Below are 24,712 nucleotides of genomic sequence, written 5' to 3' on the forward strand. Positions count from 1 at the left end.
GGTCAGGCGCGGTCGGCCCGGCGCTGCTCGATCATCCGGCCCACCAGTACCCGGCGGCGGGCGCGCACGGCCACACCGGGCCGGCGGAGCGACCGCGGGTACCGGCCGGCCTCGGCGGACAGCTGCTGCGCGGCGAGCAGCGTCGCCGACGGCCGGGCGGGGACCGCGGGCTGGGTGACGACCACCAGCCGGTCGCCCCCGCCCCCGTCGGTGACGGGTTCGGGCACGACCGGCGAGGGGGGTCCGAGGACGTCCGGGAGGGCGACCTCGGCGCCGCCGTGGGGCAGCACCACCGGGACGGTCAGCACGAGGGCCGACCGGGGCGGGTCACGACTCGGGCACCGGGCTCTCGGCCGGGGCGGCGTCGGAGTCGGGCCGCTCGGCGCCGACGGGACGGGCCACGAGGACCGACTTCCGCGGCATGAGGCGGGGGTCGGGCCGGCGGGGGCTGTCGGGGGCCTGGGACGTTCCTTCGGTGCTCACGAGCGACCTCCCTGCATCTGGACTCCCGGCCGGGGCCGGGTCGCCGGCTGGCGGCCCGCGGACGACGAGCCGGCCCCGGCGGGAGCCGAGGAGGTGCCGGTGTGCCGTCGTGCGGAGGTGGACCCCATCGGGACCGCCGATCTCCCCTCCGTGACGGAGGGGCCTGAACGCCGGACGACGTCGAGCTGAACGCTACCCGCCCGCCGCCACGGCCCCGACCGCCTCGCCGGGAGGACGGGCCGATCAGCCGCGCAGCGCGCGCACCAGCCGCCGGGTGCCGAGGACGGCCGCACCGGCCCCGGCCACCCACGGTCCGGCCACCAGCAGCGGGTCCAGCAGCTGGTGCCGGGCGTCGCTGCGGCCCCTGCGGGAGGAGACGCCGCCGTGCGTGACCTCGGTGCGCACCCCGGTCTCGGTGACCGGGTTGTCCGGGTGCGCCGAGGCGAGGGAGCGCAGGTGCGCGCCCCACGCGTCGACCCGGTCGCCGGCGATGAGCAGCAGCCAGTGCCCGTTGCGGCCCTCGCTGTAGCGCTCGTAGGCGAACCGGCGGATCGCGCCGGACAGCCCGTGCAGCGGCTGGGCAGTGCCGAACACCGGGGTGACGAACGCGTGCTCGACCGAGCGCTCACGCCCCTGCGCGCCGGGCTGGCGTTCGGGGAAGTCCCAGCGGGCGCCGGTCTGCGCCGGGTACTGCTGCTTGGGGTAGGAGGGCCGGTCGGCGGGGTCGAGGTCGACACCCCAGCCGGGGATGCGTGCCCGCAGCTCCTCCCGGCTCGGCGGTGGCGTGCGCTTGTCGCGGACGTAGGCGCTGGGGATCTCGGGGTCGGTCATGGCTGTCTCCCTCAGGACGCGCTGGGCACGATCAGCGGCTTGATGCAGCCGTCGAGCTTGGCGGAGAACACGTGGTAGGCCTCGGAGATCTCCTCGAGCGGGAAGCGGTGGGTGACCATCTCCCGCGGGGTGAGGTGGCCGTTGCGGACGTGCTCGAACATCCGCGGCCACTGCCGCTTCACCGGCGTCTGGTTCATCCGCAGCGTGAGGCCCTTGTTCAGCGCGTCACCGAACTTCACCGCGTTCGGGATCGGCCCGTAGGCACCCACCACCCCGACGTTGCCGCCCTTGCGCACGGCGTCGATCGCCCAGTTCAGCGCGATCGGCGAGCCGCCCTGCAGCTTGAGCTTGGTGCCGGTGACGTGCTGCAGGAAGCTGCCGTCGGCCTCCGCGCCCACCGCCTCGATCACCACGTCGGCGCCGATGAAGTCGGTCTGCTTCTTCAGCTCCACCACGATGTCGTCGTGCTCGTCGTAGTTCAGCGTCTCGGCGTGGGCCATCGTCGCGGCCTTCTCCAGCCGATCGGTCAGGTGGTCGACGACGATCACCCGCCCGGCGCCCATCAGCCACGAGGACTGCGCGGCGATCAGCCCGACCGGGCCCGCGCCCAGGACGACGACCGTGTCGCCCTCGGCGATCTCACCGAGCTGGGCGCCGAAGTAGCCGGTCGCGGCGGCGTCGGTGAGCAGGACGGCGTCCTCGTCGTGCATCCAGTCCGGGATCTTCACCGGGCCGACGTCGGCGAAGGGCACCCGCACGTACTCGGCCTGGCCGCCGTCGTAACCGCCGGTGGTGTGCGAGTAGCCGTAGATGCCGCCCACCGCGGTGGCGTTGGGGTTCACGTTGTGGCAGTTGGAGAACAGGCCGCGGGCGCAGAAGAAGCACGACCCGCAGTAGATGTTGAACGGCACCATCACCCGGTCACCGACCGCCAGGTTCTCCACCGACGGTCCGACCTCCTCGACCACGCCGATGAACTCGTGGCCGAAGGTGTGCCCGATCCGGGTGTCCGGCATCAGGCCGTGGTAGAGGTGCAGGTCGGAGCCGCAGATCGCCGCCAGCGTCACGCGCACGACCGCGTCGTTGGGGTGCTCGATCCGAGGCCGGTCCTTCTCCTCGACCCGCAGCTTGTACGGGCCGCGGTACGTCATCGCGCGCATGGTGCCTCCTGGGGAACGGCCGTCCGCCCGGCAGTGCCCCGTCCTCGCCCGGTGCACACACCCGCCGCGTTCACGGGGTGCTCACAGCGCGGTCACGGGGTGGCCGGGTGGCGTCTGCCTCGCCGCGACACGGTCAGCGACGTCCGCACCACCGTCCGTCCCAGGAGTGCCTCCGTGCGCCGTCCGTCCCGCCGTACCGCTCTCACCCTCACCACCGCCGGGGTGCTGACCGCCGTCGCGGTCCCCGCCCTCGCCGTCGGCCTGAGCGCTGTCCCGCAGGGCAACGGCACCCAGCAGGCCGAGCTCGTCGGCCGCTCGGTCCTGCCCTCGGCCACCTTCGGCGAGGAGGTCCCCTCCGGCGCGCTGGCCAGCCCCGCCAACGGTGTCACCACGCCCTTCGCCGCCCAGCCCGTCCAAGGCTTCTCCGGCCTGCTGGCGGACGGCGACGACTGGCTGGTGCTGGAGGACAACGGCTACGGCACCAAGGCCAACAGCGCCGACTTCCTGCTGCGCGCCGTCCGCCTGCACATCGACACGACCACGCAGGTGACGACCGTGCTCGAGGGCGGCTTCAGCCTCTCCGACCCCGACCGCAGGCTGCCCTTCACCCCCGTCCGGGCCGACCGCCGGCTCACCGGTGCCGACCTGGACCCGGAGTCCTTCCAGCGGATGCCCGACGGCACCTTCTGGATCGGCGAGGAGTTCGGCCCGAGCCTGGTGCACGTCGACGCGACCGGGAAGGTGCTCGCCGCCCCCGCGCAGCCCGAGGGCGTCCGCTCCCCCGACGCGTGGGACCTGAACGGCGCGACCCCGACGCTGGGCAGCAGCAAGGGCTTCGAGGGCATGGCCCTCTCCCCCGACGGCCGCACGCTCTTCCCGATGCTGGAGGGCGCGGTGACCGGGGACGACCCGGCCACCCGCCGCATCTACTCCTTCGACACCCGCCGCGGGCAGTACACCGGCCTGAAGGCGAAGGTCCGGTTCGAGGTGGCCGGGAACGCGCTCGGCGACATGGTGGCCCTGGACCGGGACCGCTTCCTGATCCTGGAGCGGGACAACGCCCAGGGCCCGGCCGCGCAGCTCAAGGCCGTGTACCTGATCGACACCCGTGACCGCGACCGCGACGGGTACGCCGACAAGCGACTGCTGGTGAACCTGATGGCGATGCCCGACCCGCAGGGCGTGGCCGGCACCAAGGGCGCCTTCGCCACCTTCCCGTTCGTCACGATCGAGCAGATCGCCGTCCTCGACGACCACCACGTGATCGTCGGCAACGACAACAACTACCCGGGCTCGAACGGCCGCACGGCCGGCGTCCCCGACGACAACGAGCACGTCGTGGTGCAGGTGGACGAGGACCTGGACGTCGACCGCAGGCTCACCGCGCGCCGCCCGCGCTGACCCCGCGCCGTCCGGCCCCGCACCCCGGGCCGGACGGCCCTCCGCACGGCCGACGGTGCAGGTGCCCGCTCAGGGCACCTGCACCGTCGTCGTCACCCGGACGACCGAGGGGTCCGGCGGCACCGACCCGAAGCCGAAGGTCACCGGCGGCTGCACCGGCGCGACGGCGCCCAGCGGCTCGCCCTGCCAGCTGGCGGTGACCGACGCCAGCGCGTGCAGGTCCTGCACGCCGTACCACTCGGTGCGCCCGTTGCCGGCCGAGCCCTTGGTGCGCAGGCCGGTGAGCAGCCGGGCCGGGGCGTCGATCAGCCCCACCCACGCCGGGCGCCGGGCCAGCGGTGCCGGCACCAGCCGCAGCAGCCAGCCCAGCGCGGGGCGGCGTCCGACCGTGGCGCGGAGCTGCAGCGGCCCGGCGGTGAGCGTCCAGGTGCGCGGGTCGGACCGGTCGACCGCCACCTCGACCAGCCGCACCTCGTCGAAGGAGTAGGTGGCGCCGACGAACCCGGCGACCTCCTGGCTGGGTGCCAGCAGCACCCGGTGCCCGTCGGGGCGCTGCACCATCACGTCGGAGAACGACCCCAGCGGCGAGCGCGGCCAGTGGCCGAGCACCACCCGGGTGCCCGACGTCGTCCCGGTGCCGAGGATCCAGCCGTCGAAGTGCAGCCGTGTGGTCACCGGGTCCCGGTGTCCCGGACGGCGCCCGCCCAACCGCGCGGGCACCGTCCGGCCCGCCTCAGACGGGAGCCGGCTGCGGGAACAGGCGGCCCAGCACGTCGGAGAGGGTGACGACCCCCAGGACGGCGCCGTCGGAGGTGACCAGCGCCAGGTGGTTGCGGGTCTCCCGCATCGCCTTGAGCGCCGCGTGCACCGTCGTCCCGGCGTCGAGGGTGAAGACCGGGCGGGCGAACGGTGCCGCGGCCCCCTCGTCGGGCTCGGTGAGGGTGTCCCGCACGTGCACCACCCCGGTGACCTGCTCACCGTCGACGGCGCCGAGCAGGATGCGCAGGTGCCCGGAGCGGCGGGTGGCCTCGCGCACCTCGCCGACCGTCGCCGCCGTCCGGACGCCGGTGGGCGGCGAGCCGGTGCCCAGCAGCTCGCGGACGGTCAGCCGCTCGAGCTCCAGCGCCCCGGAGATCTGCTCGGAGAACCCGGCGTCCAGGGCGCCGACGTTCGCCGAGTGCTCGACCAGGTGCCGCAGCGCGGCGGGGCTGTGCCCGACCGCGACCTCGTCGACCGGCGTGACGCCCACCCGGCGCAGCAGCGCGTTGGCGGTGACGTTGAGCAGCCGCAGCACCGGCCGGAAGACGGCCATGAAGGCCCGCATCGGGGCGGCCAGCAGCGTGGCCGACCGCTCCGGGTGGGCGATGGCCCACGACTTGGGCGCCATCTCCCCGACGACCAGGTGGACGAAGGTGACGATGAGGAGCGCGAGGACGAACCCGGCCACGTCGGCGGCGACCAGCGGGAGCCCCCAGGTCTCGAACACGGGCGTGAGCCAGTGGTGCACGGCCGGCTTGCTGATCGCGCCCAGGGCCAGCGTGGCCGCGGTGATGCCCAGCTGGGAGCCGGCCAGCAGGACGGTCAGCTCGGCGGAGTTGCGCAGCGCGGCCCGGGCGGAGCGGCTGGTGGGCGCGGCCTCCTCCAGCCGGTGGCGCTTGGCGGCCAGGGCGGCGAACTCCACCGCCACGAAGAAGGCGCTCAGCGCCACGATGACGACGGTGAGCGCGACGACCACGTACGGGTTCCCGGTCATGCGGTGTTCACCTCGGCGGTCTCGACGGCGCCCGCGGCGCCGTGGTCGGGGAGCTCGAGCCGGACCCGGGAGGGCACGTGCCGTTCGACGGCCAGCACCTCCACCCGGAGCACCCGCACGACCGGGACGTCGGCGGTCACCAGGTCGCCGGGGTCCAGCGGCAGCGGCACGTCCAGCACGGTGCCGGCCTCGGGGAGACCGCCGTACGCGGCGATGACCAGCCCGGCGATCGTCTCGTAGGGGCCGCGCGGCAGGTCCACGACCAGGGCGCGCTCGACCTCGTCGACGTGCACGTCCCCGGCCATCTCCCAGACGCCGTCGCCCTCGACCGGCACGTAGCCGGGGTCGGTGGCCTCGTCGTGCTCGTCGGTGATCTCCCCGACCAGCTCCTCGGCGAGGTCCTCCAGCGTCAGGACACCGGCGAAACCGCCGTACTCGTCGACCGCGCAGGCCAGCTGGTCACCGGCGTCGGTGAGCTGGCGCAGGGCCTCGGGCAGCGAGGCCAGGGTGGAGACCACCAGGCACGGCCGGGCGATCGCGGTCACCGGCGCGGTGTCGGGCAGGGTGGTGGCCAGCACGTCGGCCAGGTGCACGACGCCGACGACGTCGCCGGAGGCGGTGTCCAGCACCGGGTAGCGGGAGTGCCCGGTGGCCATGAGCTCCCGCAGCTCCCCCAGGGTGTCGGTGTCGGCGACCGTGCCCACCCGGGGCCGCGGGATCATCGCGTGCTCGACGTCGCGGTTCGGGAAGTCCAGGATCCGGTCCAGCATCATCGACAGCTCCGCCGGCAGGTCACCGGCCTCCCGGGCGTCCTCGACGATGTGCTCGAGGTCGCGGGCGGTGGCGGCGTGCTCGACGTCGTGCACCGGCTCGATCCGCAGCGCCTTGAGCAGCAGGTTCGACGCCTGGTCGAACACCCAGATCAGCCAGCCGAACAGCTTCAGGTAGAGCACCGTGGAGGCGGCCAGCCAGCGGGCGACCGGCTCGGGGCGGGCGATGGCCAGGTTCTTGGGGAACAGCTCGCCGAAGAGCATCTGCACGAGCGTGGAGAACAGCAGCGCCAGCACCGTGCCGACGGCGATGCCGACCCCGGTCGGGACGCCGACCCCGCCGAGCATCGCGCCGAGGGACTCCCCGATCAGCGGCTCGGCCACGTAGCCGACCAGCAGCCCGGTGACGGTGATGCCCAGCTGGGCGCCCGACAGCATGAACGAGGTGCGGCGGGTGACGTCCAGCGCGCGCTCGGCGGCCGCGTCACCGGCGCCGGCGTGCGCGGCCAGGGTGGACCGGTCGACCGCCATGTAGGCGAACTCCTGGGCCACGAAGTACCCGGTGACGACGGTGATGGCCAGGACGACGACCACCCCGAGGAGCAGGGACAGCACCTCGGTCATCGGCCACACACCTCCTCGTCCCGCCGGTGGGGTGTGGCCTCGGGTCTGTGCTCGGGGCTGCTCATGTCTCTCTCTGCTCGGGTGTGCGCCGCGTGACGCCGGGCCGGGACGGCCTGCCCGTCGAGTCTGCCCCGGTCCCGGGCCCGGACCCCCGTGCGACCGCTTTGCGATCTCGTGACGATCGCGGGCGCCGACCCCGCCCACGTGCAGCCGTGGCATCGTCGGGACGGTGTCCGCCCGTCTGCTGCTGGTCGAGGACGACGACGGCATCCGCACCGCGCTGCGCTGGGCCCTGGAGGACGAGGGCTACGAGGTCACCGAGGCGGCCAGCGGCGAGGAGGCGCTGGTGCAGGTGGCGGCGGCCGCGCCGGAGCTGATGGTCCTGGACCTGATGCTCGGGGCGATGGACGGCTTCACCGTGATCCGCGAGGTGCGCCGGGCCCACGACCTGCCGATCGTCGTGGTCAGCGCCCGGGCAGACACCCAGGACGTCGTGGCGGCGCTGGAGGCCGGCGCCGACGACTACGTGACCAAGCCGTTCCAGGTCCGGGAGCTCACCGCCCGGCTGCGCGCGCTCCGCCGGCGCCTCGCGGCGTCCGGGCCGCAGCCGGTGGTCGACGTGGTGCTCGACCCGGACCCCGCCGCACCGCTCGTGCTGCGCCGCGCGGCCGGGTCGGTGCACCGCGGTACCGAGCAGCTGCCGCTCACCGTGACGGAGTTCCGGCTGCTGTCGGAGCTGGCCGCCGTGCCCGGCCGGGTGCTGAGCCGGCCCGAGCTGCTGGAGCGGGTCTGGGAGCACGGGTTCTTCGGCGACGAGCGCCTGGTGGACGTGCACGTCCGCCGGCTGCGCACGAAGGTCGAGCTCGACCCGGGGTCACCGCGCCTGGTCGTCACGGTGCGGGGGCTGGGGTACCGGCTGGACCTGGGATGAGGGCAGGACCGGTGTCGCGGGCGGGGCTGGTGCCCCGGCGGCTGCGGGCACGCATCGTCACCGGCTTCGCCGCCGGGGCCCTGCTGGTCTCCGCCGTCCTCGTCGCCACGACCTTCGCCCTGGCCCGCAGCTACCTGGTCGACCAGCGGGAGCAGTCGCTGGTGCGTGAGGCCTACGCCGACGCCAACCTGCTCCGCAGCCGGCTGTCCGGCGCCGGGGCCGACGTCTCCGCCCAGCTCGGCGACCTGGTCCCCTCGGTCGCCGGGGACGTCGTCGTCCGCCGCGGGGACGCCTGGTACTCCTCCGGCCTGGACGCCGACGCCCGGGACGTGCCGCCCGCGCTGGCGCAGCTGGTCGCCGACGGCTCGGCCGGCAGCGTGCGGGTGGCCGGCCCGTCGGGACCGCGGCTGGTGGTCGGCCTGCCCATCGCAGAGGCCGGCGTCGACTTCTTCGAGGTCTCCGAGCTCAGCGAGCTCGAGCAGGTGCTGCGCACCCTGACCACGGTGCTCGCCGCCGGGGCCGCGGCCGCCACCACCGCGGGCGCGCTGTTCGGCTGGTGGGCCAGCCGGCGCGTCGTGCAGCCGCTGGACGAGGTGGGCGCGGTGGCCACCCGCATCTCCGGCGGGGAGCTGACCAGCCGGCTGCCGGCCACCACCGACCCGGACCTGGTGGGCATCGTGGGCAGCTTCAACAGCATGGTCGACACCCTGGCCGAGCGGCTGGAGCGCGACGCCCGCTTCGTCGGCGACGTCAGCCACGAGCTGCGCAGCCCGCTGACGAGCCTGGTCACCAGCGTGGAGGTGATGGCCACCCGCCGCGGGGACATGCCGGCACGCAGCCAGCAGGCGCTCGCGCTCGTGGAGGGCGAGCTGGACCGCTTCCGGCACATGCTCGACGACCTGCTCGAGCTGGCCCGGCCCGACCAGCCCCCCGGTGCCGCGGCCGGCAGCCGGTTCTCCCTGGGCGCGCTGGTGCGCGAGGTGCTGCTCCGCGCCGGCCGGCCGGCCGGGCTGCTGCACACCGGCCCGGACGCGCAGACCGTGGTCGTCGGCGACAAGCTGCGGCTGGAGCGCGCGGTGACCAACCTGCTGCAGAACGCCGACCGGCACGCCGGGGGCCCGACCCGGGTCGACGTCTCCCGCACCGGCGGCACGGTCGTCGTGACCGTCGAGGACGCCGGACCCGGCGTGCCGGCGGCCGACCGGGTGCGGGTGTTCGAGCGGTTCGCCCGCGGCCCGGCGGCCACCCGCGGCTCGCTGCCCGGCGCGGGCCTGGGGCTGGCCATCACCGCCGACATCGCCGCGCAGCACGGCGGCACCGCCTGGTGCTCCGACGGCCCGGCAGGTGCCCGGTTCAGCATCTCGGTCCCGTGCGCGGACCCGTGACGGCCCGGCCGGCGACCGCGGGTCTGCTCGCCGTCCTGTGCGCCGTCCTGCTCGCCGTGACCGGCTGCGGGGTGCCCACCGGCGGGCCGCCCACGGCGGTCCCCGACGCCGAGGTCCCGTTCGGGCTGCTGTCGCCGAGCCCACAGCAGCCGGCGCCGGTGTCGGCCGCCCCGGGCCGGGGCGAGCCCCGGGTCCACCTGCTGGAGGGCGCCGACCGCGTCGTGGCCCGGGTCCGGCCGCTGTCCGCCGGCCCGGTGGACCAGCAGCTGCAGCTGCTGCTCGACGACCTGGCCGCCGGCCCCGCCGACGAGGAGCTCGACGAGGGGCTGGGCACCGCCCTGGCACCCGACATCGACCTGGACCTGTCCTCCCTCACGGACGGGACGGCGACCGTGGACGTCGGCGGCGCGGCCGAGGTGCCCATCGGCCGGGAGACCCGGCTGGCCGTGGCCCAGATCGTGCTGACCGCGACCAGCCTGGACGGCGTGACCGCGGTGCGGCTGCTGGTCGACGGGGCCCCGGTGGCGGCCCCGCTGCCCTCGGGTCGGCTGACCGACGAGCCGCTGACCGCCGGGGACTACCTGGGCACGGTGGCCGGCCCGACCTCGTGAGCCGGGGCGGTCAGCGGATCGCCGTGCGCTTCACGTAGCCGTAGGCGGCGGTGGCCAGGAACAGGACGGCGCCGACGACGACCAGCCAGAACAGGCCCTTGACGACGGCACCGATGACGATGACGGCGACCCAGACGACGAGCAGGAACGCGATGAGACCGAGCACGGGGACTCCTTCAGGTGGGGGGGTGTCACGAGTTCCTGCCCCGGCCGTCAGCCCCGAGGACCGGAGCACCCCGGTCCGGGAGAACTGCACGTCCCCAGCATCGGTGCGGTCGAACGGCCCGTGCCACCGCACAGGCCCCTGCCGGGCCGATCGTCGCGAGATCGCAAAGTCCGGGGGCCGTGACCGGTGGCGCGGGACACACCTGCGTGGCCGCACCCGACCCGCTCGGGCGAGGATCGGTCCGGCGCACCGCAGCGCCTCCCCCCACCCGAGGAGCACCATGCCCGACGAGACCGCGCAGGGCCTCGACGTCCCGGCGCTGCTGACCCAGCTGACGCCGGAGGAGAAGGCGGAGCTGCTCGACGGCTCGGACTTCTGGCACACCACGCCGGTCCCCCGCCTCGGCGTCCCCGCGCTGCTGCTGGCCGACGGGCCGCACGGGCTGCGCCGGCAGGCGGAGGGCGGTGACCACCTCGGGCTCACCGGCAGCGTGCCGGCCACCTGCTTCCCCCCGGCCGCGGGCCTGGCCTCCAGCTGGGACGTCGACCTGCTCGCCCGGGTCGGCGAGGCGCTGGGGCGGGAGTGCCGCGACCAGGGCGTGTCGGTGCTGCTGGGCCCCGGGGTCAACATGAAGCGGTCGCCGCTGTGCGGGCGGAACTTCGAGTACTTCTCGGAGGACCCGCTGCTGGCCGGGGAGCTCGCCGCCGCCCTGGTCGCCGGCGTACAGGGGCAGGGCGTGGGCACCTCGCTGAAGCACTTCGCGGCCAACAACCAGGAGACCGACCGGATGACGGTCTCCGCCGACGTCGACGAGCGCACGCTGCGCGAGGTCTACCTGCCCGCGTTCGAGACGGTGGTGACCCGCGCCCAGCCGTGGACGGTGATGTGCAGCTACAACCGCATCAACGGCGTCTACGCCTCCGAGGACCCGTGGCTGCTCACCGACGTGCTGCGCGGCGACTGGGGGTACACCGGGCTGGTCGTCTCCGACTGGGGCGCGGTCGACCGGCGCGACGTCGGGCTGGCCGCGGGCCTGGACCTGGAGATGCCGTCGTCCTCCGGTGGCGGCACGGCCACCGTGCTCGAGGGCCTGCGCGCAGGCCGCATCACCGAGGACGACGTCGACCGCGGCGCCGCCCGGGTGCTCACCCTGGTCGACCGGGCGCTGCGCGGGCAGGCCGTCGCCGTCGCCCCGGTGGACGCCGACGCGCACCACGCGCTGGCCCGGGAGGCGGCCGCTGCCAGCGCGGTGCTGCTGACCAACGACGGCGTCCTGCCGCTGGCCGCCGACGGCGGGCCGGTGGCGGTGGTCGGCGAGTTCGCCCGGACGCCGCGCTTCCAGGGCGCCGGCTCCTCGCAGGTGGAGCCGACCCGGCTGGACACCGCCCTGGACGCGCTGCGCGAGGGGCTGGCCGGGCGGCGCGAGGTGCTCTTCGCCCCCGGCTACGAGGTCGAGGGCGACGACGGCGACCCGGAGCTGGTCGCCGAGGCCGTGCGTGCCGCCGGTGTCGCCGAGGTCGTCGTCCTGTTCCTGGGGCTGCCGCCGTCGTGGGAGTCCGAGGGCTACGACCGCGACACCATCGACCTGCCCGCCGCCCAGGTCGCGCTGCTGCACGCCGTCGCCGACGCCAACCCGCGGGTGGTCGTGGTGCTGAGCAACGGGTCGGTCGTGGACGTCAGCCCCTGGCAGGACCAGGCCGCCGCCGTGCTGGAGGGCTGGCTGCTCGGCCAGGCCGGCGGCGCGGCCACCGCCGACCTGCTGCTCGGCGTCGTGAGCCCCTCGGGCCGGCTGGCCGAGACGGTCCCGGCCCGGTTCGCCGACAACCCGACCGTCGGGGCGTTCCCCGGGGAGCACGGGCACGTCCGCTACGGCGAGGGCCTGCTCATCGGCTACCGCTGGTACGACGCGCACCAGCTGCCGGTGGCGCACCCCTTCGGGCACGGGCTGAGCTACACGACCTTCGACTGGTCCGACCTGGAGGTGGCGGTGCGGCCCGGCGACGAGCTGCACGTCGACGTCCGGCTCACCGTCACCAACACCGGCGACCGGGCCGCCACCGAGACGGTGCAGCTCTACGTCACCGACCCCGAGGCGAGCGTGTACCGGCCCGAGCAGGAGCTGCGGGCCTTCGCCCGGGTGCACCTGCAGCCCGGCGAGAGCGCACCGGTGGAGCTGACCCTGGACCGCCGCGCGTTCGCGTACTGGCACGTCGGGCTGGGCCGCTGGGTCGTCGAGGGCGGCACCTCCGGCCTGCGGCTGGGCGCCTCCTCCCGCGACCTGCGGCTGGCCGCCGACGTCGAGCTGCCCGGCGACGACCTCACCCCGCCGCTGGCCGCCGACTCCACCGCCGAGGCATGGCTCGCCCACCCCGACGCCGGACCGTGGCTGCGCGAGCAGCTCGCCGAGGCGGAGTTCGGCCGGCTGCTGGCCGACCCGCGCAACGGGCAGATGCTGCGCGCGGTCCCGCTGCTGCGGCTGTCCCGGATGCCCGGTTTCCCGCTGCGCGAGCAGGAGGTCACCGCGGCGGTCGCCCGCTTCACCGCCGGCTGACACCGGCCGGGGGCGTCAGCCGGCGTCGGTCGCGGCCTGGACGACGGTCACGTCCAGGCGCCGCAGCCGCACCATGACCTCGTCGTCCGGGGGCGCGTCGGTCACGACCCCGGCGACGGCGGACAGCGGCAGGACGGTGAAGGGCGACGCGGCGCCGATCTTCTCGACGCTGGCGAGGACGTAGGTGTCGGCCGCCCGGCGGGCCAGCGCCCGCTTCATGGCCGCCTCGTCCGCGTCACCGGTGGTCAGCCCGCTCTCGGGGTGCACCCCGGTGACGCCGAGGAGGAACAGGTCGGCGTTGACCGCCCCCGCCGCCTCCACCGCGGCGGCGCCACTGGTCACCGCGGAGTGCTTGAACAGCCGGCCGCCGAGCACGTAGACCTCGACGCCGGGGTGCTCCACCAGGGCGGCGGCGACGGTGGGGCTGTGCGTGACGACGGTGGCGACCAGGTCGGGAGGCAGTGCCCGCGCGACGGCCAGCGCCGTCGTCCCGCCGTCGAGGATCACGGTGCTGCCCGGTTCGACCAGCTGCACGGCGGCGGCGGCGACCCGCGCCTTGCTGTCCACGGCCACGCCGGCCCGCGTCGCGTAGTCGGCCACGGCCGGCGACGCGGGCACCGCCCCGCCGTACACGCGCTGGCACAGGCCGGCGGCGGCCAGTTCCCGCAGGTCACGCCGCACGCTGTCCTCGCTCAGCCCCAGCTCGGCGGCGAGGTCCTTGGCGATGACCCGCCCGTCCCGGTGCAGGCGGGCGAGCAGGAGGTCGCGCCGTTCGGGGACGAGCATGGTCCACCCTTTCTGCCGGGTACTTCCGATTACTGCACGTTTCATCGTAGTCTGTCGACATGACGACCCTGACCCCGTCGCTCCTCATCCTGATCGCCGGGCCCTACCGGTCCGGCACGGGGGACGACCCCGCGCTCACGTCCGCCAACCTCGCCCGGCTGGAGGAGGCCGCCTGGCCGCTGTTCCGGGCCGGGCACGTGCCGATGATCGGTGAGTGGGTTGCCCTGCCCGTGCTGCGCAGCGCCGGCGCGGGCATCGGCGACCCGCTGGCCGAGCAGGTCCTCTACCCGACCGCGGAGCGTCTGCTCGCCCGCTGCGACGCCGTGCTGCGGCTGCCCGGCGCCTCCGTCGGCGCCGACCAGGACGTGGCGATCGCCCGGGACCGCGGGCTGCCGGTGTACTGGCGCGTCGAGGACGTCCCCGGGGTCGGCACCCCGGCCGCAGCGTGACCGCCGTGCCGGCGCCCGCCGTCCGCCCCGTGCCCGGGGTGGACGTCCCGGACGCCCGCGGCCGCACCGGTCTGGACCGGGTCGGTGCGGACCTGGACCGGAACCCGGACGTGCGGGTGCTGGACGTCGAGCTGCTGGCTGCCGCGTGGCACGTGCTGCGCCGCACCACCCTGGAGGTGCGCGGCCGCGACGGCACGTGGCAGCGCCAGCAGCGGGAGACCTACGACCGGGGCAACGGCGCCACCGTGCTGCTCTACGACGCCGACCGGCGCACGGTGCTGCTCGCCCGGCAGTTCCGCTGGCCCGTGTACGTCAACGGCCATCCCGACGGGATGCTGCTGGAGACCGCGGCCGGGCTGCTGGACGACGACGACGCGGCCACCGCCGTCCGCCGCGAGGCGGCCGAGGAGCTCGGCGTGGTCATCGGCGCGATGGAGCCGGTGTTCGAGGTCTACATGAGCCCGGGCTCGGTCACCGAGCGCCTGCACTTCTTCGCCGCGCCGTACTCACCGCTCAGCCGGGCCGGGTCCGGCGGCGGCCTGGCCGACGAGGGCGAGGACATCGAGGTGTGCGAGCTGACCGTCGACGAGGCGCTCGCCCAGGTCGCCGACGGCCGGATCTGCGACGCGAAGACCGTGATGCTGCTGCAGTGGTCGGTGCTCTCCGGCCCCTTCGCACCCCCGCGGTCGTGAACGAGCCGGCCGTCCCGCGAGGATGGCGTTGCTGGCCGGTCAGCTGCCGGCGCCCCGCCAGCGGAGCACGTCCAGCGCCGCCGCCACGGCGACCGCGTCCTCGGCCAGCGGGCGCGGCAGCAGCTCCTCGGCGCGCGCCAGCCGCCGCAGCACGGTGTTGCGGTGGGTGAAGAGCCGGGCCGCCGTCCGGGCGACGTTGCCCAGCTCGGCCACGAAGGCCAGCACCGTGTCCCGGACGGCCGCGTCGGCGTGCAGGAGGTCGCCGAGGGTGGCGGTGAGGTACTCCTCGACCCGGGTGGGGTCGGCGGTGAGCAGCGCGACCAGCTGGACGTCGGCGAAGCGGGCGACCTGCTGCGGGGAGGTGAGCCGGGCGAGCATCTGCTGGGTGGTGGCGGCGTCGAGGTGGCTGCGCCGGAAGCCGTCCACGTCGGTGCCCGGCCGGCCGATCGCCACCCGGACGTCGGGGGCGCCGGCCAGGCCGGCGGCCACCGCGGCCACCTCCGGCGCCCGGTCGACCGGCAGCCACACCCACAGCGCGGCGGCGCCGGCGACGACGGTCAGCCGCCGCCCCGCACCGGCCGCCCGCATGGTGGCCTCGGCCGCGGCCTCCAGCTGGTCCGAGCCGGTGTCCCCCGACCCGCTCCACACGACGGCGGCGGTGTGCGGGCCGGTGAGCCCGTAGCCCAGCTGCACCTCGGCGCGGGCGCGGGGCAGCGGGGCGCCCTCCAGCAGCAGGGACACCGTGGCCCGCCGCTCGGCGTGCGCGCCGCGGGTGAGCTCGCTGCGCTCGGCCGCCATCTGCTGGGCCACCGCGGCCACGGTGTCGTCGATGAACGTGGTGATCGAACGGGCCGAGACGTCGAGCAGGTCGCGCAGCTCCCCGGTGTCGGAGGTGAGCGTGAAGCAGATCCCCATCCAGTGCCGCCAGGCCACGGCCTGCGCGGTGCGGTAGGCGTCCAGGCCGATGTGGTCCAGCCCCCGCCGGACGAGGTCGCGCGCCCCCTCGAGCACCTCGGGCCCGACGTAGACCGGCACCCGCTCCCCCGGGCGCTGCACGTTGGCGGTGGCCCAGTGCAGCAGGTTGGCCAGGTTGGCCCGGCGGGTGCCCGCGGCCAGCACCGGGTCCTCGGCGACCGGGCGCATGCCGGCCCCGCTCAGCGCCGCGGTGTGCAGGTCGGCCACCCAGTCCGCCCGGGGGTCCAGCGCGATCTCCGCACCACGCCGGAACAGCTCGCGCACGGTCGGTGCGGGCAGCGGCCAGTCCGGCGTCATGTGGTGCATCGTGCACCACGACGGGACGACGACGGTGCGCGAGGCGGTGGCGCGACGTGGCCCGGGTCACGCATCGTCGGTACCGACGTCCCCCGACCTGGAGCGACCATGACCACGACCCCGGTGGAGCACCTCGACGTGCTGATCATCGGCGCCGGCCTGTCCGGCATCGGCGCCGCGTACCACCTGCGCCGGGACCACCCGCAGCGCAGCATCGCGCTGCTGGAGGCCCGCGGCGCCACCGGCGGCACCTGGGACCTGTTCCGCTACCCCGGCATCCGCTCGGACTCCGACCTGCACACCTTCGGCTACTCGTTCAAGCCCTGGCGCGACGAGCAGTCGATCGCGGGTGCGGACCGGATCCTGGCCTACCTGCGGGAGACGGCCGCGGAGAACGGCATCGACCGACTGGTCCGGTTCCACTCGAAGGTCGTCAGCGCCTCGTGGTCCTCGGCGCAGGCGCGCTGGACCGTCGAGGTCGAGCGCACCGACACCGGCGAGCGGACGACGCTCACCTGCGGGTGGCTGTTCTGCGCCGGCGGCTACTACCGCTACGACGAGGGCTTCACCCCCGTCTTCCCCGGCCGCGAGCGGTTCACCGGCACGGTGGTGCACCCGCAGCACTGGCCCGAGGACCTCGACACCGCGGGCCAGCGGGTGCTGGTCATCGGCAGCGGGGCCACCGCGGTCACCCTGGTGCCGGCACTGACCAGGACGGGCGCGCAGGTGACGATGCTGCAGCGCACGCCCAGCTACGTGCTCCCCGTCCCGGCCGAGGACGCGCTGGCCAACCGGCTGCGCCGGCTGCTCGGCGAGGAGCGCGCGCACCCGCTGATCCGGCGCAAGAACATCGCCAAGAGCCAGTTCATCTGGCGGTTCTGCCAGCGGCACCCCGAGCGGGCCCGGGCGCTGATCCGCTGGGTCAACACCAAGCAGCTGCCCGAGGGCTATCCGGTCGACGAGCACTTCAACCCGCCGTACGGGCCGTGGGACCAGCGGCTGTGCGCCGTCCCGAACGGCGACCTGTTCCGCTCCATCCGGGAGGGGACGGCGGAGGTGGTCACCGACCGGATCGCCACGTTCACCGAGACCGGGGTGCTGCTGGAGTCCGGCCGCGAGCTCACCGCCGACGTCATCGTGACCGCCACCGGGCTGAACGTGCAGGCCTTCGGCGGCATCGCACTCACCGTCGACGGGGCCGAGGTGCGGCTGCCGGAGACGGTCGCGTTCAAGGGGATGATGCTGTCCGGCGTCCCGAACTTCGCCTACGCGATCGGGTACACCAACAGCTCCTGGACGCTGAAGATCGGGCTGCTGTGCGAGCACTTCACCCGGCTGCTCAGCCACATGGACGCGCACGGGTACGACAGCGCCCGGCCCGTCCCGCGCGACCCGGACATGCCCACCCGGCCCTTCCTGGACTTCGGCGCGGGCTACCTGAAGCGGTCGATGGACTCCCTCCCACGGCAGGGTGACCACATGCCGTGGCTCACCTCGACCGACTACCGCTCCGACGTCAAGCTGCTGCGGGCCGACAGCGTCGCCGACCCCGAGCTGCAGTTCTCCGCCCGGGTCCCGGTGCCGGCATGAGCACCACCGACCTGGGCGCCACCACCGCCGACCGGTTCGTCGACCTGCCCGCAGGCCCGCGGATCTGCTACCGGGTCGAGGGCCCGGACGACGGCGTCCCGCTGCTGCTGATCGCCGGCCTCGGCATCGACCTCACGTCGTGGCCGCAGCGGATGGTCGACGGCTTCACCGCCCGCGGGTTCCGCGTCGTCCGGTTCGACAACCGCGACATCGGCCGCTCCAGCCAGATCGACGCGCCCCGCCCCGGGCGGCTGCGCCAGCTGCTGGCCCGGCCCCGCGCCGACGCCTACGACCTGGCCGACATGGCCGCCGACGCGTACGCACTGCTGGAGCACCTGGGCGTCGAGCGGGTGCACCTGGTGGGCATGTCGATGGGCGGCATGATCGCCCAGACGCTCGCCGCCCGGCACCCCGACCGGGTCGCCAGCCTGACGTCGATCTTCTCCACCACCGGTGACCGCTCCGTCGGCCAGCCGGCCCGCTCCACGCTGCTGCGACTGGCGAAGGGCCCCTCGCCCACGGTCGAGGACTCCGTCGCACGGCACCTGGGCATGCTGGCGCACATCGGCTCCCCGACCCTGCTGCCCGACGAGGACCTCGAGCGCGCCTGGGCGACCGGGTTCTGGGAGCGCGGCGGCGGCGTCCGGGCCCGGGCCGGGGTGCCCCGCCAGATCGGGGCGATCCAGGCCTCCGGCGATCGGACCGCCGAGGTCGCCTCGATCACCGCGCCGACGCTGGTCGTGCACGGCTCCACCGACCGCATGGTGCACCCCACCGGTGGCCGGGCCACCGCGACCGCCGTCCCCGGTGCCCGGTTCGTCGAGATCACCGGCATGGGCCACCACCTGGCCCCGGGCGTCGTCGACCGGCTGGTCGACCTCACCACCGCCCTCGCCCGGGGCACCGGCGCCCCGCTGACCACCCCAGGAGACCCCCGATGAGCAGGACCCCCAGGAACAGCGTCCGCGGCAAGGTCGCCGTCGTCACCGGTGCCGGGTCCGGCATCGGGCGCGAGCTGGCCCTGCAGCTGGCCCGCCGCGGGGCCCGGCTGGCGCTGTCCGACATCGGCGCGGCCGGGCTCGCGGCGACCGCCGACCGGGCCCGGGCACTGGGCGCGGAGGTGCACACCGCCGTCCTCGACGTCACCGACCGGGCCGCGGTGCTGGCCTACGCGGACACGGTGGCCGGGCACTTCGGCGTCGTCCACCAGGTCTACAACAACGCCGGGGTCGCCGGCGGCACGACCGTGCTGGACAGCGATTGGGCCGACTACGACCGCATCTGGGGCGTGAACCTCTTCGGCGTGCTGCACGGCACCAAGGCGTTCCTCCCGCACCTGGTCGCCTCCGGCGACGGGCACGTGGTCAACGTGTCCAGCCTGAACGGGTTCATGGCGCAGGCCTCGATCAACGCCTACAGCGCGAGCAAGTTCGCCGTCCGCGGGTTCACCGAGGCGCTGCGCCAGGAGATGCTGCTGGCCGGGCACCCGGTGCAGGTGACCGTCGTCCACCCCGGCGGGGTGCGCACCAACATCGCCACCGCCGCGCTCGAGGTCTCCCGGGCGCGGGGCGACGAGGTCACCGCCGAGGACGAGGCCCGCACCCGCTTCTACAACGAGAAGCTGCTGCGGATGCCGGCCGAGCAGGCCGCCCGGATCGTGGTGGACGGCGTGGAGGCCGGGCGTCCGCGGGTGCTGGTCGGCAACGACGCGAAGGCCGTGGACCTGTTGGTGCGGCTGTTCCCGGCGTCCTACCCTCGGATCGCCGCCCGGCTGCAGCAGCACCGGCAGCGCCCCTGAGCTCAGGCGCACCGCAGGCGATGCTGGCCGCAGAACACAGGACCCCTGCTCGGTTCAGCCGGGCAGGGGGTACTGCGCGCTCTACCGGATTGAGCTACGGCCCCGAGCAGTGGAGCCGACGGGACTTGGACCCGCAACCTCGCAAGGCAGCCGCAGGCACGCCTGCCTCTGCAGCCAGCCTGCCCGAGTGGGCGACTGAACGCCACCAGCTGTTCGATGCGGGGAGGCGTTCAAGGCGTCTGCCGGGCCAGGTCGTGACATGTCCACCGCCCTGACCGAAACCGCCCGTTAACCGACGGCCCGATACCCATCCCTTTTCGGTCCGTCAAAGGCCGCGGTATCGGTGCGTCCCGCGGTCCGCATTACCCGTGGACTCGTGGACTCGTGGTACGACGCCAGCTGGCCTTCAGTCCACCTCGAACTGGACGATGACGATCTCGTCGTCGGGCTGTAGATCGGGGTAGTAGTCACGAAGCAGGGGCAGCACGTGGGCGCTGGAGAGGAAGCCGTCGGCGCGGGCTTCCTGTTCGGTCACCGCCGTGACCTTCTTCGCCACGGTGGAGGTGATCCGGCCAGGTAGCTGCACCTCCTCGTCTAACTCGAAGACGAGCAGGGCTGGACCGACGTGCACCGGATCGTGGAAGCGCATCGTGATGCGCTTGCTGCCGTCGCGGACTGCGTCTAGGTGGCCGGCCCGGAACCGCAGTCGTTGCACCGGCCCCGCCGGCACTCGGTAGGCATGCGGCAGCAGGTCCACGGCTCGCACTACGACGGGGCCGTGCTCGGTGGGGACGATCACCCGCAGGTCCGGGTGCTGGTCGGCGAACACCTGGCGGTCGCGCCCGCAGGGCGACAGCACCCCGCGGCCGGCATCGCCCACGGCCACGATGGTCCGCGGCTCCCGCGCGCCTGCCGCGCGGGCAGCACCCAGCACGACCAGCTCAGCGCACGGGCCGCCGGTGAAGTGAAAGAGGTTCACGCCCACGTGGATGACGCCGCGCTCGTCGCGGAGGGCGGCGCCGACGGTGTGCATCTGGCCATCGCCGTTTCGGTCGATGACCTGGGTGGCTGCGGCGATCAGCTCCTCGTCGGCGACGCTGACCTCGTCGGGCTCACGGCTCACCCGCGGAGTCTAGGAGCACAGCCGTGCCACGGGGCAGCGCTCGCCTGACCCTGACAGCCGGCCTCAGCTGGTGACAGCGTCGGCGACGTGCGCGGCGACCTGAGCAGGCGTCAGCCTCGTGGGGTCGATGACCTCGGCCTCCGCGTGCAGCCAGCGACTGGCCGCCTCGGCATAGGCGTCGCGGTACTGGAGCCGGAACCAGCACGGGCCGGTACTAGATCGCTCTCGATGCGCGAGCGGGGGACGTCATAGTCGTCGATGTCGCGGTACGAGAACCATCCTTCGGGCAAGGTCCTGTCATGGACGGCGATCACTCGGCAGAGGTCCTCCGTTACAACTCCAGCAACCAGTCGACTGTGGTTGTCGAGCGCGTGCGGACGCCAGGCGGAAGTCGGGTGCGCAAGGAGCTACGCCGGCCGGGCCCGGTGACCAAGGGCGCTGCGGTGCATTGGGCGACGTCAGCCGACCCGGCGCACTGGAACTACTGGCACCGCGAGGCCGAGGTCTACCAAGACGACAGGCTCCGAGCATCTCTGACCGGGACAGGCCTCGAGCTCGCCGGCGCCAAGGTCGTCGACCATGAGAGCGGCACGACTCTATGGCTGGAGGACGTCACCGGGACCGCCGGGCCGAACTTCAACCTGACCGACCACGTCGCCGCTGCCACCGCCCTCGGCCGCTGGCAGGGCCGCCCGCCGCTGACCCGGCCGTGGTCCTCCCAGCGATTCTTGCGCCAGTACTCCACCAGCCGCCCAGGAGACGTGTCTGTAGTCCAGGACGATGACGCCTGGGCGCAACCGCTGATCCGCGCGACCTGGCCTGCCGGGCTGCGAGAGGGCTGGGGCCGGCTGCTCACCCACCGCGATGCTCTGCTCGACCTCATGGAACAGCTACCGCGCGTCTCATCCCACCTCGACGCGTGGGTGAGCAACGCCGTGCGCCGCGGCGACGGCACGGTCGTCCTACTCGACTGGGCCTTCGCCGGCGACGGCGCGGTCGGAGAGGACCTCGGCAACTGGCTACCGGACGCTGTCTTCGACCTGTTCTGGCCCGCCGAGCAGCTCCCGGAACTCGAGGCGGCCTGCTACCCGGCCTACCTGGCTGGACTGCGCGAGAGCGGCTGGACGGGTACCGACTCCGACGCTCGACTCGGCGTCGTCGCCTCGTGCGTGAAGTACGCCTGGCTCCTGCCGCTGTTGCTCTCCCAGGCCGGAGACACCGGTCATCAGGCGTACCACGAAGATGCCGACCCGGAACGGCTCTACCGCCAGCGTGGGATGGCATTGGCGCACCTAGTCGGATGGGCCGACGAAGCACTGGACGCCGTGAGCTGACCAGTAACACCCGTTAACGGACGGCCCGATACCCGACCGTTAATGGGCCGACGACAGTGTGTCGTGACGCAAGATCCATGCGCACCGCCCGAGTCAAGGGGTGGACGGTCCGGTCGCCGTCGTCTCCTCGAGAGCGCTAGCCACTGTTTCGATACTGGCGACGCTTTCGCGTAATGCGCCTCAAAGCGCCGGCGATGGCCCACGCGATGCTTGTGGCAGCGACTAGCAAGGCCCAGAGGAGGATCAGGTCCCCGAGAGGCGCCGGCGCCGCAAAGGCCACGACCGTGATGCCAGCCGTGACCATGAGTGCGATGAAGCCGGCCAGCAGCGCGCCAGCAGTCGAGGCTTCCTCCCGCCCGGGGCGCGTCACCACGAGGGAATCAACCGTTCGACACTCAGATGCACTGGTCCTCCCACCAAAGCGTTCCCCATCGAGGCCCAGTATCGGCGTCCACATCCGAGAGTTGACCCGATGATCAGCCAGAGGACCGCCTGGAAAAGCCCCGTTAACGGGCGGCCCGAAACCCAACCGTTTTCGGGCCGACAAGCCTCGCGATACGGGTGGGTGCTCAAGAGCGCGATCACGCCTCGTCGGGCTAGCCAAATAGGCTGCGATCAGCAGCGCCCGATGCATCGGATCAGGGCTTTCCGCCGATGCGGCGCTGGAGTCCCTTGGTTGTACCAGGGTTCACTCCTTGAGAGCGCTTTGCAGCCACACCTGCCACGGAGTCGGCGCAGAGGCCATCCTGTGTCGGTGAACGAGCGAACCGCCTGGATAGTTGTCACCGCAGCCCTGGGCCTCTGTTGGGCCGTTGCTGTCGCACTACTCGTTGTCGTGCTCACGGACTGGTCCACCGTCACGCAGGCCCTCGTCGGCGGCGCCGCGTCAGGCTTCGGCGTGGCTGTGATCCTGGCGCTCCGAATGAAGCGGTTGCCCAGCCCGCCTACGCGCTGACCAAAACGGCCCGTTAACGGACGGCCCACTACCCGACCGTTAACGGGCCGACGAGCCTCAGCGGTGCGCTCACGCGGATCCCAGTTGCCGAGACTAGGACTGGCGTACCCGATCTTTCACCGCGCCTGGCAACGTTGGTTGCTTCAATTGCCTCGCTCAGCGCCATCGTTGCGCTTGGCGGCGGCCAGCTCTTCGAGCGCGGCTGCGATGCGCTCGACCTTGCCGAGCAAGCTAATGACCACGGCGATAACTCCGATGAGCAGTGCCAGGTTGACGAACCCCGTGACGTCGGTCATCCAGCCAGGCTAGCGATAACAGGACGCCGCGACTGGCACGCAAGCGGGAATCGGGCGCGTTGCTCCGCGTGACCAGAAAGGGGTTCCGAAACAGCGGCCCACAACCACCCGTTTCTGGGCCTCTCCGTGCACCCCTTGACCCGTCGGGTGTTTCCGCAGGTCGACCGACGGGTCAACCGGCCCACAACCCGTGCCCGCAATCAACGGCCCGAATCCCACGCCCCCTGACGTTTGTGGGCCGCTCCCGCTAACCTGCGCGCGTGAACATGGTCGGCTACGCGCGGGTATCCACCCTCGAGGAGGACCCCGCCCTGCAGCACGACGCGCTCACCGCCGCCGGCGCGGTGCGGGTGTTCACCGACTACGCCTCCGGCGCCACCGCCGCCCGCCCGCAGCTCATCGCCTGCCTGGACTTCCTCCGCCCCGGAGACACCCTCGCGGTCTGGCGGATCGACCGGCTCGGCCGATCCGTCGCCGACCTCACCACCATCGTCAACGACCTCGGCGCCCGCGGCATCCAGTTCCAGTCGCTGACCGAGGCCATCGACACCACCACCGTCGGCGGGGAGCTGGTCTTCCACATCTTCGCCGCCGTCGCCCAGATGGAACGACGCCTCATCAGCGAACGCACCCGCGCCGGCCTGGCCGCCGCCCGGGCCCGCGGCCGCGCCGGCGGGCGCCCCACCGTGATGACCCCGGAGCGGCTCACCGCCGCTCACGCCATGCGTGCCCAGGGCATGACCCTGATCCAGATCGCGGCCACGCTCGGCGTTGGCCGCAGCTCGCTGGTGCGTGCCCTGGCGCAGACGCCGGATCCTTCTGCAGACCTGGGTAGTGCTGACGTGGCTGCTCAGCGGACCGTCATACAGCTACCGGAGCAGGAGGTGCCCTCATCACCGGCGGGTGCCGCACCCGCCCTGGAGGTCCAGCTGCTGGGACGGGAGGCTCGCCGCCGCGGTGAGGAGTTGGAAGCGCTCGGCTGGCCGGCTGGCTATTCACCTGCCTGCCCGTCGTGCTCGCAACCGACCACCGGTATCGAAGAGCAGTACGCCCGCGCACCTGGGCAGCGTGAGCCGGTCGTCGTCGCCCTCGCTCAGCCCTGTGGCTGCCTCATCGACGAGCATGTGGCGGCCCTGCTCGACGGCGCTCCGTTGCTGCAGACCGGCTGAGCCTCGAAAGGCGCAGCGTTCGAGGTCACCTGACTCAGAGCTGAGCCAAGAGGCGCTGCCGTCGTCGGCGAAGTTGGACCATCAGCCCCAGCAGTGGCGCGAGCAGGAGAAGCGCGATGACGGCCATCGCCCACAGAACCGGGTCGTCATCGTTGCGGAGGTGGGCAGCCAACGCCGTGGCCACCGCTGTGACCAGGCACAGGATGCTTGAGAGGACTCCGAGCTTCGTGGCCGTCCGGCCCGCACGCTGCACCCTGCCGCGCCAAATGTCCTGGTCAGCACCAGACGGCAGGACCCCGGTGCGCATAGCTTGAGCGGTCTCGTCCTCGGCCGACTTAGGTCGCGTGTCCAGGGGGTCACGATCGGCCAGTACCTGCACGCCGCCTGATACGACGGCCACCGTGCCCACCACGACCGACCACAACCAGAACCGACCCCAGTCCCACGGGTCACCGGCGATCAGAGCAGTCACTGCCGTATAGAGCGTGGCCACCAAAAAGACATATGAACCGTTGGCGACCACCAGCCGGGTACGCCGGCGCGTGCGCTCAGTCTCCGCCACGACATGATCATCGCCGCGTC

General features: G+C 73.6%; 25 protein-coding genes. 12 read left to right on the forward strand and 13 right to left on the reverse strand.

The features are described from left to right. Window positions 1-2 precede the first annotated feature (2 nt). From O2W14_RS09685 to O2W14_RS09700, 4 genes are all read right to left on the reverse strand, one after another. Window positions 3-308, reverse strand: coding sequence for a hypothetical protein (locus tag O2W14_RS09685; RefSeq protein WP_269175878.1), 306 nt, complete (start codon window positions 306-308; stop codon window positions 3-5). A gap of 19 nt (window positions 309-327) precedes the next feature. Further along, complete coding sequence (locus O2W14_RS09690; RefSeq protein ID WP_269175879.1) at window positions 328-483, reverse strand: hypothetical protein; 156 nt, start codon at window positions 481-483, stop codon at window positions 328-330. Window positions 484-726: 243 nt separating this feature from the next. Continuing rightward, window positions 727-1,314, reverse strand: a complete 588-nt coding sequence (locus tag O2W14_RS09695; protein ID WP_269175880.1) for a hypothetical protein — start codon at window positions 1,312-1,314, stop codon at window positions 727-729. A gap of 11 nt (window positions 1,315-1,325) precedes the next feature. Continuing rightward, entirely contained in the window at window positions 1,326-2,474 is a 1,149-nt protein-coding gene (locus tag O2W14_RS09700; RefSeq protein WP_269175881.1) for a zinc-dependent alcohol dehydrogenase, read from the reverse strand. A gap of 174 nt (window positions 2,475-2,648) precedes the next feature. Here O2W14_RS09700 and O2W14_RS09705 point away from each other — a divergent pair, with 174 nt between their 5' ends. Beyond that, the gene (locus tag O2W14_RS09705) at window positions 2,649-3,875 is read left to right on the forward strand and encodes an esterase-like activity of phytase family protein (protein ID WP_269175882.1); all 1,227 of its coding nucleotides are present in this window, start codon (window positions 2,649-2,651) and stop codon (window positions 3,873-3,875) included. Window positions 3,876-3,944: 69 nt separating this feature from the next. On the opposite strand, the gene O2W14_RS09710 is transcribed toward O2W14_RS09705, so the two are convergent. The 3 genes from O2W14_RS09710 to O2W14_RS09720 are packed head-to-tail and all read right to left on the reverse strand — an operon-like array spanning window position 3,945 to window position 7,022. After that, complete coding sequence (locus O2W14_RS09710) at window positions 3,945-4,550, reverse strand: hypothetical protein (RefSeq protein ID WP_269175883.1); 606 nt, start codon at window positions 4,548-4,550, stop codon at window positions 3,945-3,947. A 58-nt stretch (window positions 4,551-4,608) separates the two neighbouring features. Beyond that, window positions 4,609-5,628, reverse strand: a complete 1,020-nt coding sequence (locus O2W14_RS09715) for a hemolysin family protein (protein WP_269175884.1) — start codon at window positions 5,626-5,628, stop codon at window positions 4,609-4,611. Beyond that, complete coding sequence (locus O2W14_RS09720; protein WP_269175885.1) at window positions 5,625-7,022, reverse strand: hemolysin family protein; 1,398 nt, start codon at window positions 7,020-7,022, stop codon at window positions 5,625-5,627. Before O2W14_RS09720 ends, O2W14_RS09715 begins: the two co-directional genes overlap by 4 nt. 229 nt (window positions 7,023-7,251) lie before the next feature. On the opposite strand from O2W14_RS09720, the gene O2W14_RS09725 reads away from it, so the two are divergent. Genes O2W14_RS09725 through O2W14_RS09735 form a run of 3 tightly spaced genes read left to right on the forward strand, consistent with a single transcriptional unit; the run spans window position 7,252 to window position 9,949 of the window. Further along, a complete protein-coding gene (locus O2W14_RS09725) occupies window positions 7,252-7,953 on the forward strand; it encodes a response regulator transcription factor (protein ID WP_269175886.1) in 702 nt (233 codons plus the stop codon). Continuing rightward, window positions 7,950-9,338, forward strand: a complete 1,389-nt coding sequence (locus tag O2W14_RS09730) for a sensor histidine kinase (RefSeq protein WP_269175887.1) — start codon at window positions 7,950-7,952, stop codon at window positions 9,336-9,338. Before O2W14_RS09725 ends, O2W14_RS09730 begins: the two co-directional genes overlap by 4 nt. Continuing rightward, complete coding sequence (locus tag O2W14_RS09735; protein ID WP_269175888.1) at window positions 9,323-9,949, forward strand: GerMN domain-containing protein; 627 nt, start codon at window positions 9,323-9,325, stop codon at window positions 9,947-9,949. Before O2W14_RS09730 ends, O2W14_RS09735 begins: the two co-directional genes overlap by 16 nt. A gap of 10 nt (window positions 9,950-9,959) precedes the next feature. On the opposite strand, the gene O2W14_RS09740 is transcribed toward O2W14_RS09735, so the two are convergent. Continuing rightward, window positions 9,960-10,115: a hypothetical protein gene (locus tag O2W14_RS09740; RefSeq protein WP_269175889.1), complete on the reverse strand. Its 156-nt coding sequence runs from the start codon at window positions 10,113-10,115 to the stop codon at window positions 9,960-9,962. Window positions 10,116-10,395: 280 nt separating this feature from the next. Between O2W14_RS09740 and O2W14_RS09745 the strand changes: the two genes are divergently transcribed. Next, window positions 10,396-12,666: a beta-glucosidase gene (locus O2W14_RS09745; RefSeq protein WP_269175890.1), complete on the forward strand. Its 2,271-nt coding sequence runs from the start codon at window positions 10,396-10,398 to the stop codon at window positions 12,664-12,666. A 15-nt stretch (window positions 12,667-12,681) separates the two neighbouring features. Here the strand turns inward: O2W14_RS09745 and O2W14_RS09750 are convergent, their stop codons facing one another. Next, window positions 12,682-13,452, reverse strand: coding sequence for a DeoR/GlpR family DNA-binding transcription regulator (locus O2W14_RS09750; protein ID WP_269175891.1), 771 nt, complete (start codon window positions 13,450-13,452; stop codon window positions 12,682-12,684). A gap of 59 nt (window positions 13,453-13,511) precedes the next feature. Here O2W14_RS09750 and O2W14_RS09755 point away from each other — a divergent pair, with 59 nt between their 5' ends. Further along, the gene (locus tag O2W14_RS09755) at window positions 13,512-13,901 is read left to right on the forward strand and encodes a DUF4406 domain-containing protein (RefSeq protein WP_269175892.1); all 390 of its coding nucleotides are present in this window, start codon (window positions 13,512-13,514) and stop codon (window positions 13,899-13,901) included. Window positions 13,902-13,906: 5 nt separating this feature from the next. Continuing rightward, window positions 13,907-14,593 (forward strand): NUDIX domain-containing protein, encoded by a 687-nt coding sequence (locus O2W14_RS09760; RefSeq protein WP_269175893.1) that lies wholly within the window; start codon window positions 13,907-13,909, stop codon window positions 14,591-14,593. Window positions 14,594-14,632: 39 nt separating this feature from the next. On the opposite strand, the gene O2W14_RS09765 is transcribed toward O2W14_RS09760, so the two are convergent. Continuing rightward, the gene (locus tag O2W14_RS09765) at window positions 14,633-15,865 is read right to left on the reverse strand and encodes a PucR family transcriptional regulator (RefSeq protein ID WP_269175894.1); all 1,233 of its coding nucleotides are present in this window, start codon (window positions 15,863-15,865) and stop codon (window positions 14,633-14,635) included. A gap of 108 nt (window positions 15,866-15,973) precedes the next feature. On the opposite strand from O2W14_RS09765, the gene O2W14_RS09770 reads away from it, so the two are divergent. From O2W14_RS09770 to O2W14_RS09780, 3 genes are read left to right on the forward strand one after another with little or no spacing between them, the layout of a single operon-like run. Next, the gene (locus O2W14_RS09770; RefSeq protein ID WP_269175895.1) at window positions 15,974-17,455 is read left to right on the forward strand and encodes a flavin-containing monooxygenase; all 1,482 of its coding nucleotides are present in this window, start codon (window positions 15,974-15,976) and stop codon (window positions 17,453-17,455) included. After that, complete coding sequence (locus O2W14_RS09775) at window positions 17,452-18,396, forward strand: alpha/beta fold hydrolase (RefSeq protein WP_269175896.1); 945 nt, start codon at window positions 17,452-17,454, stop codon at window positions 18,394-18,396. Before O2W14_RS09770 ends, O2W14_RS09775 begins: the two co-directional genes overlap by 4 nt. After that, on the forward strand, window positions 18,393-19,253 hold the full coding sequence (locus tag O2W14_RS09780; protein ID WP_269175897.1) for an SDR family NAD(P)-dependent oxidoreductase: 861 nt from the start codon (window positions 18,393-18,395) through the stop codon (window positions 19,251-19,253). The genes O2W14_RS09775 and O2W14_RS09780 overlap by 4 nt, the downstream gene beginning before the upstream one ends. 406 nt (window positions 19,254-19,659) lie before the next feature. Here the strand turns inward: O2W14_RS09780 and O2W14_RS09785 are convergent, their stop codons facing one another. Next, the gene (locus tag O2W14_RS09785; protein ID WP_269175898.1) at window positions 19,660-20,376 is read right to left on the reverse strand and encodes an ASCH domain-containing protein; all 717 of its coding nucleotides are present in this window, start codon (window positions 20,374-20,376) and stop codon (window positions 19,660-19,662) included. A gap of 299 nt (window positions 20,377-20,675) precedes the next feature. Between O2W14_RS09785 and O2W14_RS09790 the strand changes: the two genes are divergently transcribed. Further along, window positions 20,676-21,710: a hypothetical protein gene (locus O2W14_RS09790; protein ID WP_269175899.1), complete on the forward strand. Its 1,035-nt coding sequence runs from the start codon at window positions 20,676-20,678 to the stop codon at window positions 21,708-21,710. Window positions 21,711-22,808: 1,098 nt separating this feature from the next. Here the strand turns inward: O2W14_RS09790 and O2W14_RS09795 are convergent. Then, complete coding sequence (locus O2W14_RS09795; protein WP_269175900.1) at window positions 22,809-22,961, reverse strand: hypothetical protein; 153 nt, start codon at window positions 22,959-22,961, stop codon at window positions 22,809-22,811. A 266-nt stretch (window positions 22,962-23,227) separates the two neighbouring features. Between O2W14_RS09795 and O2W14_RS09800 the strand changes: the two genes are divergently transcribed. After that, window positions 23,228-24,130, forward strand: coding sequence for a recombinase family protein (locus tag O2W14_RS09800; RefSeq protein ID WP_269176171.1), 903 nt, complete (start codon window positions 23,228-23,230; stop codon window positions 24,128-24,130). Window positions 24,131-24,164: 34 nt separating this feature from the next. Here the strand turns inward: O2W14_RS09800 and O2W14_RS09805 are convergent, their stop codons facing one another. After that, window positions 24,165-24,692: a hypothetical protein gene (locus O2W14_RS09805; protein ID WP_269175901.1), complete on the reverse strand. Its 528-nt coding sequence runs from the start codon at window positions 24,690-24,692 to the stop codon at window positions 24,165-24,167. Between the last annotated feature and the right edge of the window lie 20 nt (window positions 24,693-24,712).

It is taken from the genome of Modestobacter sp. VKM Ac-2986, from assembly GCF_026967795.1.
Classification (GTDB): domain Bacteria; phylum Actinomycetota; class Actinomycetes; order Mycobacteriales; family Geodermatophilaceae; genus Modestobacter.

Bases quoted from the DNA above. Each gene is read 5' to 3' on its own strand.
- O2W14_RS09795 (WP_269175900.1), bottom strand. From the start codon at position 22,961: ATGACCGACGTCACGGGGTTCGTCAACCTGGCACTGCTCATCGGAGTT.
- O2W14_RS09770 (WP_269175895.1), top strand. From the start codon at position 15,974: ATGACCACGACCCCGGTGGAGCACCTCGACGTGCTGATCATCGGCGCC.
- O2W14_RS09755 (WP_269175892.1), top strand. From the start codon at position 13,512: ATGACGACCCTGACCCCGTCGCTCCTCATCCTGATCGCCGGGCCCTAC.
- O2W14_RS09720 (WP_269175885.1), bottom strand. From the start codon at position 7,022: ATGACCGAGGTGCTGTCCCTGCTCCTCGGGGTGGTCGTCGTCCTGGCC.
- O2W14_RS09800 (WP_269176171.1), top strand. From the start codon at position 23,228: ATGGTCGGCTACGCGCGGGTATCCACCCTCGAGGAGGACCCCGCCCTG.
- O2W14_RS09715 (WP_269175884.1), bottom strand. From the start codon at position 5,628: ATGACCGGGAACCCGTACGTGGTCGTCGCGCTCACCGTCGTCATCGTG.
- O2W14_RS09700 (WP_269175881.1), bottom strand. From the start codon at position 2,474: ATGCGCGCGATGACGTACCGCGGCCCGTACAAGCTGCGGGTCGAGGAG.
- O2W14_RS09730 (WP_269175887.1), top strand. From the start codon at position 7,950: ATGAGGGCAGGACCGGTGTCGCGGGCGGGGCTGGTGCCCCGGCGGCTG.
- O2W14_RS09775 (WP_269175896.1), top strand. From the start codon at position 17,452: ATGAGCACCACCGACCTGGGCGCCACCACCGCCGACCGGTTCGTCGAC.
- O2W14_RS09790 (WP_269175899.1), top strand. From the start codon at position 20,676: ATGGACGGCGATCACTCGGCAGAGGTCCTCCGTTACAACTCCAGCAAC.
- O2W14_RS09780 (WP_269175897.1), top strand. From the start codon at position 18,393: ATGAGCAGGACCCCCAGGAACAGCGTCCGCGGCAAGGTCGCCGTCGTC.
- O2W14_RS09745 (WP_269175890.1), top strand. From the start codon at position 10,396: ATGCCCGACGAGACCGCGCAGGGCCTCGACGTCCCGGCGCTGCTGACC.
- O2W14_RS09695 (WP_269175880.1), bottom strand. From the start codon at position 1,314: ATGACCGACCCCGAGATCCCCAGCGCCTACGTCCGCGACAAGCGCACG.
- O2W14_RS09765 (WP_269175894.1), bottom strand. From the start codon at position 15,865: ATGACGCCGGACTGGCCGCTGCCCGCACCGACCGTGCGCGAGCTGTTC.
- O2W14_RS09750 (WP_269175891.1), bottom strand. From the start codon at position 13,452: ATGCTCGTCCCCGAACGGCGCGACCTCCTGCTCGCCCGCCTGCACCGG.